Source organism: Kitasatospora sp. NPDC059146 (assembly GCF_042786665.1).
Classification (GTDB): domain Bacteria; phylum Actinomycetota; class Actinomycetes; order Streptomycetales; family Streptomycetaceae; genus Kitasatospora.
The window spans coordinates 1-11,349 of the sequence record NZ_JBHZCY010000197.1 but is presented as its reverse complement, the minus strand read 5'-3'; the positions used below and the strand labels follow the sequence as shown (position 1 = coordinate 11,349).

The following is an 11,349-nucleotide window of genomic DNA, read 5'->3' as shown; positions in this document are numbered from 1 at the left end:
CAGCGGCCGGGGTCGGACGGGGACCAGGGGTCGCGGCAGGCCGCGGACCCGGGGTCGGGGCACCCGGCTTGGGTGCACCCGCGGCACCTGCCGCGGGCTGGGGCGCCGCGGGCTTCCGCGGGCCAGGCTTGGCAGCGCCACCACCAGTGGGGGCCACACCAAGCGCGTCAGTCAGCTTGCGCACGACCGGCGCCTCGATCGTCGAGGACGCCGAACGGACGAACTCACCGAGCTCGGTGAGCTTGGCCATGACGGCCTTGCTCTCCAAGCCAAGCTCCTTGGCGAGTTCATAAACCCGGACCTTAGCCACTTCACTCCTGTCTATGAGTCCGGGGGTCTCGTCCGCCGGACTGTCGCTACTTCATGGGCGTACCCATCGCGTACTCATCGCGTACTCATCGAGTGCTCATCGCAATCTCGACCTACTTCCACATCGCGAGGTACCTGACTGGTGGCACAGCGCGCGGCTGCCCGAGCGCTGTGCTTGTTGCGGTGGTTCTCCGCCGCGATGAGCGGCGGTCGTCACGGGGGGCGGCCCGCCTCAGGAGGCTCCGCCCGCCCGCTCCTCGATGAACCCGCGGAGCCGCTCCGTGTCGAGCGTTCCCTGGAGGCGGAAGGCCCGGGGGAACGCCCGACGGCGGACCGCGAGGTCGAGGCAGGCCGGATCGAGGTGCAGGTGAGCGCCCCGGCCCGGCAGTGCGCCACGGGGGTCAGGGACGCAGACGCCCTCGACCGCCGTGACACGCAACAGCTGGTGCTTGGCCGCTCGCTTGCGGCAGCCCACGCAGGTGCGTTCCGGGCGTGCTCGGACGTGCGTCCGGCCAGACGAAGGCAAGTCTACCCCTCCGAAGCGACATGGCGCCGCCCCATAGATCCCGGAGGACCGGCGGGGACGCCGGGGACAACGCTGACTACCGGTCCGCCGATTCCTCGGCCTGGCCCTCGGTGTCCGGCCGGATGTCGATCCGCCAGCCCGTGAGACGGGCGGCCAGACGGGCGTTCTGCCCCTCCTTGCCGATCGCCAGGGACAGCTGGTAGTCCGGCACGACCACCCGGGCGGAGCGCTGGGCGAGGTCCACGATCTCCACACTGGTCACCCGTGCGGGGGACAGCGCGGAGGCGACCATCTCGCGCGGGTCCTCGGACCAGTCGACGATGTCGATCTTCTCGCCGTGCAGCTCGCCCATCACGGCGCGCACCCGGGAGCCCATCGGACCGATGCAGGCGCCCTTGGCGTTCAGCCCGGCCCGGCGCGACCAGACCGCGATCTTGGTGCGGTGGCCGGCCTCACGGGCGATCGCCGCGATCTCCACGCTGCCGTCCGCGATCTCCGGGACCTCCAGCGCGAACAGCTTCTTCACCAGGCTGGGGTGGGTGCGCGACAGCGTCACCGACGGCCCGCGGACACCGCGGCGCACCGCGACGACGTAGCACTTGAGCCGGGTGCCGTGCCGGTAGTCCTCGCCCGGGACCTGCTCCTGCGGCGGCAGGATGGCCTCCAGCTTGCCGATGTCGACCAGCACGCTCTTCGGGTCGTTGCCCTGCTGGACGACACCGGTGACGATGTCGCCCTCCTTGCCCGCGTACTCACCGAAGGTCTGGTCGTCGGCGGCGTCGCGCAGGCGCTGCATCATCACCTGGATGCCGATGCTGGACGCGATCCGGCCGAAGCCGTTCGGGGTGTCGTCGAACTCCTTCGGCTCGACGCCCTCGTCCAGCTCCGCCGGGTCCTCCATGGCCCACACGGTGACGTGGCCGCTCTTGCGGTCCAGGTTCACCCGGGCGCGACGGCGCGAGCCCTCGGTGCGGTGGTACGCGGTGAGGAGGGCTGACTCGATGGACTCGACCAGCAGGTCGAAGGGGATGTTCTTCTCGTTGACCAGCGTGCGCAGGGCACTCATGTCGATGTCCACGGCTACGCCTCCTCGTCTTTCGTCACGTTCATGATGGTCGTACGGCGGCCGGATCACTCGGCGCCGTCGTCCCCCTCGTCGAAGTCGGCGGCCTCGTCCAGGAGCTGCTCGTCGTCCTTGCGGTTGAACTCGACCTGGACCCGGGCCCGCGCCACCTCGACGTACTCCAGCCGGCGCTCCTTCGGACGGCCGCGCCCCTTCACCGGCTGCACCTCCACCAGCGCGCCGTCCTCGTCCGCCTCCAGCACCCGGGCGACCAGTTCCCCGCCGTCGACCAGGTGGACCTTGGCGAGCCGCCCCTCCGCACGCTGCCAGTGCCGGGGCAGTTCGAGCGGGCGCTCCGCGCCCGGCGAACCGACCTCCAGCAGGTAGGGCTCGTCCCCCATGACGTCCGAGGCGTCCAGGGCCTCGCCGACCACCCGGCTGAACTCGGCGATCGCGTCCATGTCCACGCCGCCGTCGGTGTCGACGTCGATCTGCACCTGCCGACGGCTGCCCGCCTTGGTGACCTTGACGTCCTCCAGGTCCAGTCCGGCCTGGACGGCCAGCGGCTCCAGCAACGCGCGCAGCCGGTCGGTGTGGGTGGTGCTCATCCGGGTGGACTCCTCGGCCGCGTCTGCTGTTGTCAGAGGTCGCCCCGTGCCCTCCGCGCCCCGCGGGACGCGCACCGGGTCACGGCAGCTCGGCCCAAAGCCTAGCCGGTGAAGCCGCGAACCACCGATTCCGGACCTCCCCGACCGGTCGCACGCCACCCACTGCGAGCAAGCTCACACCACCCCGCCCACCGCACCGAACCCCCCGACACCACCCGCAATCGTGGGGGTTCTGCGAAGATTCAGCCCAACGAGGGCAGGCAGGGGAGGCCGCCCTCCCGTACCCGCTCCGGAGTGACCCCGATGCAGCCGCCCAGCCGACGGACCTTCCTGGCCCTCGGACTGATCACCCTGACCGCCGCCTGCACCACCGGCACCGACGGAGCCACACCCCCCGACCCCAAGGCCTCCGGCCCGGACACCGACCACCCCGTCCGCCTCCGCGCCGTCGCCGCCACCGACACCCTGCTGGCCGCCTACGACGCCCTCCTCACCACCCCCGGCGACCGCACCCCCCTGCTGCAGACCCTCCGCGCCGAGACCGTCCAACACCGCGCCGCCCTCGCCCAAGGCCTGCCGACCACCTCCACACCCCCGCCCACCCCCACCCCCAGCAGCACCACCACCCCGGCCACCCTGGCCGCCCTGGAACACCGAACCGCCCAGTCCCACCTCGCCGACCTCTCCGCCGCCCGCCCGCCCCTCGCCCGCCTGCTCGCCTCGGTGTCCGCCGCCAACACCCTGCACGCCACAGCCCTGGGCGCCCCCGTCGAACAACCCACCCCGAGCCCCACCCCCGGAACAACCACCCCCGGAACGCCCCTCCCCGCCCTCCAGAAGGCCCTGAGCGCCGAACACGCCGCCGTCTACGGCTACGGAGTCGTCGGCGCCCACCTCCCCGACGACCAGCAACGCACCGACGCCCGCACCGCCTACGCCGCCCACCAGTCCCAGCGCGACGCCTGGCAACGCCTCGTCACCACCCTCGGCGCCACCCCCACCCCCGCCGCCGGCGGCTACCGCCTCCCCTTCCCCGTCACCGACCCCACCACCGCCACCAACCTCGCCGCCCACCTGGAAACCAGCCTCACCACCGTCTACGCCGACCTGGTCGCCGACCTCCCCGCCCCCCACCGCCCCACCGCAGCCACCGCCCTCCGCGACTGCACCCTCCGCGCCCACCGCTGGGGCGCCCCCGACACCCCCTTCCCCGGCATCCCCACCCCCCTCCCCACCCCCACCCAGTCCTGACCCCCACCACCCCACCCACAGCACCCCCTCCCCACCCCCCTCCACCGCCCCCGGACCCACCCACCCTCCCGAAAGCCCCCCACCCAACAACAGCCCCGCGCAGCGGCCCCCACAAGCCCCGACAATGGACCCATGTCCGGACCCGCCCCAAAGATCACCGCCCCCACCCGGCTGACGACCACCGTCACCGCCACCCACGGCGAGCCCGGCCGCCAATGGCTCGCCGCTCTGCCGGCCGCGGCCACCACCCATCTGGCCCGCTGGAACCTCACCCTCGAACGCACCCTGGACCCCGGCGGCAGCCTCAGCCTGATCGCGTACGTCCACCGCGACGACCTCTCCCCCGCCGTCCTCAAGGCCGGACTGGTCACCCCCGAGACCGCCCACGAGCACACCGCGCTCACCCACTGGGCCGGCCGCGGCGCCGTCCTGCTGCTCGACGCCGACCCCGACGCGGGAGTCCTCCTCCTGGAGCGCCTGCACGGCGACATCCCGCTGCGTTCCCTCGCCGAGGCCAAGGCGATGCTGGAGGCCACCAGCCTGCTGCACCGCCTCTGGGTCGAACCGCCCTCCAGCCCCGCACAGCCCGCCGGCCCCGAACTCCCCACCCTCGCCGACCGCGTCACGGACACCGCCGCCCGCCTCGCAGAGCACCGCACCCACCCCGCCGCAGCCGCCGCCCAGCCCCTCATCGACGAGGCCCTCGCCACCGCCCGGGCCCTGACCGCCTCCGCCGACGAGAACCTCCTGCTGCACGGCGACTTCCACCACGGCAACGTGCTCGCCGCCGACCGCGCCCCCTGGCTGGCCATCGACCCCCGCCCACTGACCGGCGAGCGCGCCTACGACCTGGCCCGCCTCGCCCTGGACCGCGCGGACACCCTGATCGGCTCCCCCGGCGCCCCGGCCGCGGTCCGCCGCAGGCTCCAACAGCTCGCCGACGCCCTCGACGTCGACCGGGACCGCCTGCGCGGCTGGGCCCTGTTCCGCGCCGTCGACCTGGCCCTTCGCGCACTGGCCACGAGCCGCCACGAGGACGCCGAACTCCACCTGGAACTCGCCGGTCACCTCTCCGACTAGGACCGACCCCCCGGGCCACCGCTACGGCAACGGCAACGGCAACGGCTACCGCAACGGCAACCGCGCCCCCATCACCGCGTACAGCCGGTCCGTCGCCGGGAACCGCACCGCCCGGGCCAGGTCCTGGTAGCCCAGCGCCCGGTAGAGCCGCCGGGCCGGTGTCTCCGCGTCGATCGCCGACAGGATGCTTCGCTCCAGGCCCGAGCCCTCGCACAGCAGCCGGATCAGCCGCGAGCCCACGCCCTGGCCCTGGAACTCCGGCAGCACGTGCAGTTCGGTGACGGCGAACACGCCGTCCAGCCAGTCCCCGTAGCCCCGGGCGGTCAGGTACGGCTCGATGACGGTGCTCCACCAGTGGTCCCGCTGGTTCGGCATCCCGTACCCGAACCCGACCAGCCGGCCGCCGCTCATCGCCCCGAAGGCGATCACCCCGGGCTGCCGGGCGTGCCGCCCGACGATGTGCAGCCGGACCGCGACCTCCTCGGGCGTCAGCCCGAACGCCACCGCCTGGACCTCCAGCGCCTGCGGCGCCCAGGCCGCGAGGTCGATGGCCTCGATCGTCACCCCGGTCAGCTGATCCATGCTCCGGACGTTACTACCAGCGGCCCCCTGGCGCGGCCGAAGATCGGAACCCAACAACCGGCGAAACACCGGCGAACCGCGCCACAACACCGCCCCGCACCCGGGCACCCCGGAAGCGCCCGGGCCCCACCGACCCACCGACCCCACCGCACCCCCGACCCACCGCACCCGGGAGGAGGTCAGAACAGCACGCTCATGAAGGCCCCGACCTCCCGGAACCCGACCCGTCGATACGCGGCCCGCGCCCGCAGGTTGTAGTCGTTGACGTACAGCGAGACCACCGGCGCCACCTCGCGCAGCGCGACGTCCAGCACGGCCGCCATCCCGGTCTCGGACAGCCCCTGGCCGCGGTGCTCGGGCGCCACCCAGACGCCCTGGATCTGGCAGGCCCCCTGGGTCACGGCTCCGATCTCGGCCTTGAACACCACCCGGCCGTCCTCGGCGAAGCGCGCGAACGACCGCCCGGTGGTGACGAGTTCGGCCACCCGGGCCTGGTAGAGCAGCCCGCCGTCGCCGGCCAGTGGCGACACCCCCACCTCCTCGGTGAACATCGCCACGCAGGCGGGCATCAGCGCCTCCACCTCGGTGCGCCGCACCCGGCGTACCAGCGGGTCGGGCGCGATCTCCGCGGACGGCGAGGAGGTCGCCAACAGCGGCTGGTGGCCCCGGACTTCGCGTGCGGGGCCCCAACTCCGTTCCAGCAGCGCCCAGAAGGCGGCGGTCGCCCCGGCCGGTCCGACGATCGAGGAGCAGCGCCGGCCCTGCCGCCGGGCCCGCTCCGCGAAGGCGGCGACGGCCTGCGGCCCGGCGTTGACCAGGACGAGGTTCGCCCCGGCGTAGCAGAGGGCGTCGAGCACGCCGTCCGCGCCGTACCAGCCCCACATCTCCCCGCCGAGCCGCCACGGGTCCAGCCCGACGGCCTCGACCCGGGTCGCGACGAAGGCGTTGGCGACCGGGTCGCGGTGGAGGATCTCCAGGGCGTCCGCCAGGTCGGGCGGTTCCAGCACGCGGGTGGTGGCCAGCGCCCGGGCGGCCTGGAAGGAGCTGGGGAGCATCACACCTCGATCGATCATCGAGACAGCACCTCACTGAGACGACTCTGGCCGCACCCTACTCCGTGGCCCCACCCGGCTACGGCCGCGGGGCCGTCCGCGAACGGACGGCCCCGCTTCCGGAAAACTTCGCTGCACCCGCGCTCGGACCGCTCGGCGGTCACTCCGCGGCGACGACGGTCGGCGAACCGGCCTCGACGCCCTCCCCCTGCATCTGCTCGGCGAGCTTGAGCGCCTCCTCGATCAGGGTCTCGACGATCTTCGACTCGGGAACGGTCTTGATCACCTGGCCCTTGACGAAGATCTGGCCCTTGCCGTTGCCGGAGGCGACCCCGAGGTCGGCCTCGCGGGCCTCGCCCGGCCCGTTCACGACGCAGCCCATGACGGCGACCCGCAGCGGCACCTCCATGCCCTCCAGCCCGGCGGTGACCTCCTCCGCGAGCTTGTAGACGTCGACCTGGGCGCGGCCGCAGGACGGGCAGGAGACGATCTCCAGGCCGCGCTCGCGCAGCCCGAGCGACTCCAGGATCTGGTTGCCGACCTTGATCTCCTCGGCCGGCGGGGCCGACAGCGAGACCCGGATGGTGTCGCCGATGCCCTCGGCGAGCAGCGCGCCGAAGGCGACCGCGGACTTGATGGTGCCCTGGAAGGCCGGACCGGCCTCGGTGACGCCCAGGTGCAGCGGGTAGTCGCAGGCGGCGGCGAGCTGGCGGTAGGCGTTGATCATCACGACCGGGTCGTTGTGCTTGACCGAGATCTTGATGTCGCGGAAGTCGTGCTCCTCGAACAGCGAGCACTCCCAGAGGGCGGACTCGACCAGCGCCTCGGGGGTGGCGCGGCCGTACTTCTCCAGCAGCCGCTTGTCGAGCGAGCCGGCGTTGACGCCGATCCGGATCGGCACCCCGGCGTCCTTGGCGGCCTTGGCGATCTCGCCGACCTTGTCGTCGAAGGCCTTGATGTTGCCCGGGTTGACGCGCACCGCGGCGCAGCCGGCGTCGATCGCCGCGAAGACGTACTTGGGCTGGAAGTGGATGTCCGCGATGACCGGGATCTTCGACTTCTTGGCGATGATCGGCAGCGCGTCGGCGTCGTCCTGGGACGGGCAGGCGACGCGGACGATCTGGCAGCCGGACGCGGTCAGTTCCGCGATCTGCTGCAGCGTGGCGTTGATGTCGGCGGTCACGGTGGTGGTCATCGACTGCACGGAGACGGGTGCGTCGCCGCCGACCGGCACGTTGCCGACCATGATCTGCCGGGAGTACCGGCGCTTGGCCAGTGGCTTGAGCGGCAGGGACGGAATACCGAGCGAGATCGCGGTCATGTGCGCAGGGTTCCCCGGGGTTGAGGTGTGGATCGACCGCCCGGCCGTTGGGACGGCCGAGGCCGGGCGCGCCACGATCGCGCACCCGGCCTCCACGGTACGGCACGGTCCGGGGGCCCAGCACACCCGCCGTACCCGAACGTCCTAGCCGATCTTCACCGGGTTCACCAGGTCGGCCACCATCACCAGCAGGGTGAACCCGATGAAGATGCTGGCCACGACGTACGCGACCGGCATCAGCTTGGCGACGTCGAACGGGCCCGGATCGGGCCGCCGGAACAGCTGTGCGAACCGGCGGCGGACCGACTCCCAGACCGCGCCCGCGATGTGGCCGCCGTCCAGCGGCAGCAGCGGCAGCATGTTGAACAGGAAGAGCGACAGGTTGATGCCGGCCAGCAGGTTCACGAAGATCGCGATCCGCTGGGCGGCCGACTCGTGCAGGGAGAACACCTCGCCGCTGACCCGGGCGGCGCCGACCATGCCGATCGGCGAGTCCGGGTCGCGCGGGGCGTCGCCGACGACGGCGTTCCACAGGCCCGGGATCTTGCCGGGCAGGGCGGCCAGCGACTTCACCCCGTTCTCGGCCATGTCGTACATCCGGTCGACCGACTGCCCGAGGCCGAGCTGGACCGTCTCGCTCTTCGGGGTGAACCCGAGGAACCCGGCCTGGACGGTCCGGCCCTTCTCCGGCACCCCGTTGCCGTCGTACTTCTGCACGTCGTTGACGGCGATGGTGGGCGTGAAGGTGAGCTGCTGGCCGCCGCGCTCCACGACGATCGCCACCTGCTTGCCCGCCGACTTCCGGATGTCCGCCTGGAGCTGGTCGTAGTCGCGGATCCGGTCGCCGTCGAAGGAGAGCACCTTGTCCCCCTGGCGCAGACCCACCTCGTTGGCCGGGGTCTTGGGCGCGTCGGCGGGGCAGGTGTCGGTCGGCTGACCGGCCTTGACCACGCACTGGGCGACCGAGCCGATGGTCGGCACCGCCATGGTGACGCCGAAGCCCATCATGACCGTCAGGAACAGCCCGAACGCCAGGACCAGGTTCATGAACGGCCCGGCGAACATGACGATGACCCGCTTCCAGGGCTTGCGGGTGTAGAACAGCCGGGTCTCGTCGCCCTCCTGGAGCTCCTCGTAGGAGGCCTCACGGGCGTCCTCGATCATGGACCGCCAGGGCGAGCTGCTGCGCTTGGTGATCCGGCCGTCCTCGCCCGGCGGGAACATCCCGATCATCCGGATGTACCCGCCGAAGGGGATCGCCTTGATCCCGTACTCGGTCTCGCCCTTCCGGCGCGACCAGATGGTCGGGCCGAAGCCGACCATGTACTGGGGCACCCGGATGCCGAAGAGCTTGGCCGTGGAGAGGTGGCCGAGCTCGTGCCAGGCGATCGAGACGAGCAATCCGACCACGAAGACCAGGATGCCGACCACCGTCAAAACCGTTGCCACCGCTGGTCCTCCGTCATGCCGCTCCGCTCATCGTCTCGTCGTACCGCGATCCGTGCCGTACCGCGGTCCCGGTCGTGCCGGGCACCGCCGCCGGAGGCGAGGACGTCAGCCCGCCGCCAGCTCGCGGGCCCGGGCACGGGCCCAGTCCTCCGCGTGCAGGACGTCCTCGACGGTCAGGGAAGTTCCCGCCGCGGCCGTCCGACCGTCGTGCTGTCCGTGCTCGGCCACGACCTTGGCAACAGTGTCCACGATCCCGGTGAAGGCGAGGCGGCCCTTCAGGAAGGCCTCCACGCACTCCTCGTTCGCCGCATTGAACACCGCCGGCGCCGTTCCGCCCAGGGTGCCCACCTCACGGGCCAGCTCGACGGCCGGGAAGGCCTCGTCGTCCAGCGGGAAGAACTCCCAGGTCGCGGCCTTGGTCCAGTCACAGGCGGGCGCCGCTCCCGGCACCCGGTCCGGCCAGCCCAGACCCAGCGCGATCGGCATCCGCATGTCCGGCGGACTCGCCTGCGCCAGCGTCGAACCGTCGGTGAACTCCACCATCGAGTGCACCACCGACTGCGGATGGACCACGACCTCGATCCGGTCGAACGGCACGTCGTACAGCAGGTGCGCCTCGATCACCTCCAGGCCCTTGTTCACCAGGGTGGCCGAGTTGATCGTGACGACCGGGCCCATCGCCCAGGTCGGGTGCGCCAGCGCCTCCTGCGGGGTCACCCCGGCCAGCTGCTCCCTGGTCCGGGTGCGGAACGGGCCGCCGCTCGCCGTCACCACCAGCTTGCGGACCTCGGCCCGGGTGCCGCCCGCCAGCGCCTGGAACAGCGCCGCGTGCTCGGAGTCCACCGGCACGATCTGGCCCGGCTTCGCCACCGCCTTCACCAGCGGACCGCCGACGATCAGCGACTCCTTGTTGGCCAGCACCAGCACCCGGCCCGCCCGCAGCGCGGCCAGCGTCGGCCGCAGGCCGATCGAACCGGTGATGCCGTTCAGCACCGAGTGGCACTCCACCGCGGCCAGCTCGGTCGCCGCGTCCGGCCCCACCAGCACGGCCGGCAGCGGCCGGCCCGCCGCCTTCGCGGCCAGCGCCTCGCGCAGCGCCGGCTCCGCCGCCGGATCGGCCACCGCCACGGTGTGCACGCCCAGCCGCAGCGCCTGCTCGGCCAGCAGCTCCACCCGGCCGCCGGCCGCCGACAGCGCGACCACCCGGAACCGGTCCGGGTTGCGGAGCACGACGTCGACGGCCTGGGTGCCGATCGACCCGGTGGAACCGAGGATCACCAGCTCCCGGGGGCCGGAGGGGTCCGCCACGGTGGGCGTGAAACGCAGCTGCGGGTGGGCAAGCGAAGTCATGCGCCCATTGTGTCCTGTCCGAGACCTTTCCCAGGACGCCCCCGGCACACCCGGGCTACCGTCGGACCCATGCGTACCGTCATCGCCGGGGGCCACGGACAGATCGCGCTCGGGCTCGAACGGCTGCTCGCCGACCGCGGCGACCGCCCCGCCGGGATCATCCGCCGCCCCGAACAGGCCCCGGACCTCGTCGAGGCCGGCGCCGAGCCGCTGCTGCTCGACCTGGAGTCCGCCACCGCCCCGCAGCTCGCCGCCCTGCTCGCCGACACCGACGCGGTGGTCTTCGCCGCCGGCGCCGGCCCCGGCAGCGGCGCCGCCCGCAAGAACAGCGTCGACCGCGACGCCGCCGTCCTGCTCGCCGACGCCGCCGAACTCGCCGGCGTCCGGCGCTACCTCATGGTCTCCTCGATGGGCGCCGACGCGGCCGCCCACCACCCCGCCGACGAGGTCTTCGAGACCTACCTGCGGGCCAAGGGCGCCGCCGACGACGCCGTACGCGCCCGCACCTCGCTGGACTGGACGGTGCTGCGCCCCGGGCGGCTCACCGACGGCCCCGGCACCGGCCTGGTCCGCCTCGCCCCCGCCGTCGGCCGCGGCGCGGTCGACCGGGCCGACGTGGCCGCCGTCCTGGCCGCCCTGCTGCACGAGCCCGGCACCGCCGGGCAGACCCTGGAACTGGTCGCCGGGAACGCCACCGTCGCCGAGGCGGTCGCCGCCGCGGCCGGCCACGGCGCCTGACCGCGCCGCGGGGCCCGGTC

At 73.0% G+C, this 11,349-nt stretch carries 12 protein-coding genes; 3 read left to right on the top strand and 9 right to left on the bottom strand.

The genetic code is table 11. The features are described 5' to 3' along the window. The 4 genes from ACFXPX_RS41790 to rimP all read right to left on the bottom strand — a co-directional run. Window positions 1-310: translation initiation factor IF-2 N-terminal domain-containing protein (locus tag ACFXPX_RS41790; RefSeq protein ID WP_380644950.1), on the bottom strand; the 310-nt coding region annotated here is incomplete at its 3' end. Between the two features lie 231 nt (window positions 311-541). Then, window positions 542-835 (bottom strand): YlxR family protein, encoded by a 294-nt coding sequence (locus ACFXPX_RS41785; RefSeq protein ID WP_188306572.1) that lies wholly within the window; start codon window positions 833-835, stop codon window positions 542-544. 76 nt (window positions 836-911) lie between these two features. Next, window positions 912-1,913, bottom strand: coding sequence for a transcription termination factor NusA (gene nusA / locus ACFXPX_RS41780; protein WP_375896999.1), 1,002 nt, complete (start codon window positions 1,911-1,913; stop codon window positions 912-914). A gap of 53 nt (window positions 1,914-1,966) precedes the next feature. Beyond that, window positions 1,967-2,506 carry a ribosome maturation factor RimP gene (gene rimP, locus ACFXPX_RS41775; RefSeq protein WP_375897002.1) on the bottom strand — a complete coding sequence of 180 codons (540 nt, stop codon included), beginning with the start codon at window positions 2,504-2,506 and terminating at the stop codon, window positions 1,967-1,969. A 303-nt stretch (window positions 2,507-2,809) separates the two neighbouring features. Between rimP and ACFXPX_RS41770 the strand changes: the two genes are divergently transcribed. Both ACFXPX_RS41770 and ACFXPX_RS41765 read left to right on the top strand, forming a co-directional pair. Beyond that, window positions 2,810-3,757 carry a ferritin-like domain-containing protein gene (locus tag ACFXPX_RS41770; protein ID WP_380644949.1) on the top strand — a complete coding sequence of 316 codons (948 nt, stop codon included), beginning with the start codon at window positions 2,810-2,812 and terminating at the stop codon, window positions 3,755-3,757. A 132-nt stretch (window positions 3,758-3,889) separates the two neighbouring features. Further along, the gene (locus ACFXPX_RS41765; RefSeq protein WP_380529261.1) at window positions 3,890-4,837 is read left to right on the top strand and encodes an aminoglycoside phosphotransferase family protein; all 948 of its coding nucleotides are present in this window, start codon (window positions 3,890-3,892) and stop codon (window positions 4,835-4,837) included. Window positions 4,838-4,882: 45 nt separating this feature from the next. Here ACFXPX_RS41765 and ACFXPX_RS41760 read toward each other — a convergent pair whose 3' ends face one another. From ACFXPX_RS41760 to dxr, 5 genes are all read right to left on the bottom strand, one after another. Next, window positions 4,883-5,419 (bottom strand): GNAT family N-acetyltransferase, encoded by a 537-nt coding sequence (locus tag ACFXPX_RS41760; RefSeq protein ID WP_375896097.1) that lies wholly within the window; start codon window positions 5,417-5,419, stop codon window positions 4,883-4,885. Between the two features lie 179 nt (window positions 5,420-5,598). Beyond that, window positions 5,599-6,474 carry a GNAT family N-acetyltransferase gene (locus ACFXPX_RS41755; protein WP_375896145.1) on the bottom strand — a complete coding sequence of 292 codons (876 nt, stop codon included), beginning with the start codon at window positions 6,472-6,474 and terminating at the stop codon, window positions 5,599-5,601. Between the two features lie 157 nt (window positions 6,475-6,631). Further along, complete coding sequence (ispG, locus tag ACFXPX_RS41750; protein WP_350518302.1) at window positions 6,632-7,792, bottom strand: flavodoxin-dependent (E)-4-hydroxy-3-methylbut-2-enyl-diphosphate synthase; 1,161 nt, start codon at window positions 7,790-7,792, stop codon at window positions 6,632-6,634. 144 nt (window positions 7,793-7,936) lie between these two features. Continuing rightward, a complete protein-coding gene (locus tag ACFXPX_RS41745; RefSeq protein ID WP_375896100.1) occupies window positions 7,937-9,241 on the bottom strand; it encodes an RIP metalloprotease in 1,305 nt (434 codons plus the stop codon). A gap of 105 nt (window positions 9,242-9,346) precedes the next feature. Then, window positions 9,347-10,591: a 1-deoxy-D-xylulose-5-phosphate reductoisomerase gene (gene dxr / locus ACFXPX_RS41740; RefSeq protein WP_375896102.1), complete on the bottom strand. Its 1,245-nt coding sequence runs from the start codon at window positions 10,589-10,591 to the stop codon at window positions 9,347-9,349. Window positions 10,592-10,660: 69 nt separating this feature from the next. Between dxr and ACFXPX_RS41735 the strand changes: the two genes are divergently transcribed. Beyond that, window positions 10,661-11,329 (top strand): NAD(P)-binding oxidoreductase, encoded by a 669-nt coding sequence (locus ACFXPX_RS41735; protein WP_375896105.1) that lies wholly within the window; start codon window positions 10,661-10,663, stop codon window positions 11,327-11,329. Window positions 11,330-11,349 lie beyond the last annotated feature (20 nt).

What these genes read in the sequence shown, in the direction of transcription:
- rimP (WP_375897002.1), bottom strand. Translation starts at nt 2,506, where the DNA reads ATGAGCACCACCCACACCGACCGGCTGCGCGCGTTGCTGGAGCCGCTG.
- ACFXPX_RS41770 (WP_380644949.1), top strand. Translation starts at nt 2,810, where the DNA reads ATGCAGCCGCCCAGCCGACGGACCTTCCTGGCCCTCGGACTGATCACC.
- ACFXPX_RS41765 (WP_380529261.1), top strand. Translation starts at nt 3,890, where the DNA reads ATGTCCGGACCCGCCCCAAAGATCACCGCCCCCACCCGGCTGACGACC.
- ACFXPX_RS41760 (WP_375896097.1), bottom strand. Translation starts at nt 5,419, where the DNA reads ATGGATCAGCTGACCGGGGTGACGATCGAGGCCATCGACCTCGCGGCC.
- ACFXPX_RS41755 (WP_375896145.1), bottom strand. Translation starts at nt 6,474, where the DNA reads ATGCTCCCCAGCTCCTTCCAGGCCGCCCGGGCGCTGGCCACCACCCGC.
- ispG (WP_350518302.1), bottom strand. Translation starts at nt 7,792, where the DNA reads ATGACCGCGATCTCGCTCGGTATTCCGTCCCTGCCGCTCAAGCCACTG.
- dxr (WP_375896102.1), bottom strand. Translation starts at nt 10,591, where the DNA reads ATGACTTCGCTTGCCCACCCGCAGCTGCGTTTCACGCCCACCGTGGCG.
- ACFXPX_RS41735 (WP_375896105.1), top strand. Translation starts at nt 10,661, where the DNA reads ATGCGTACCGTCATCGCCGGGGGCCACGGACAGATCGCGCTCGGGCTC.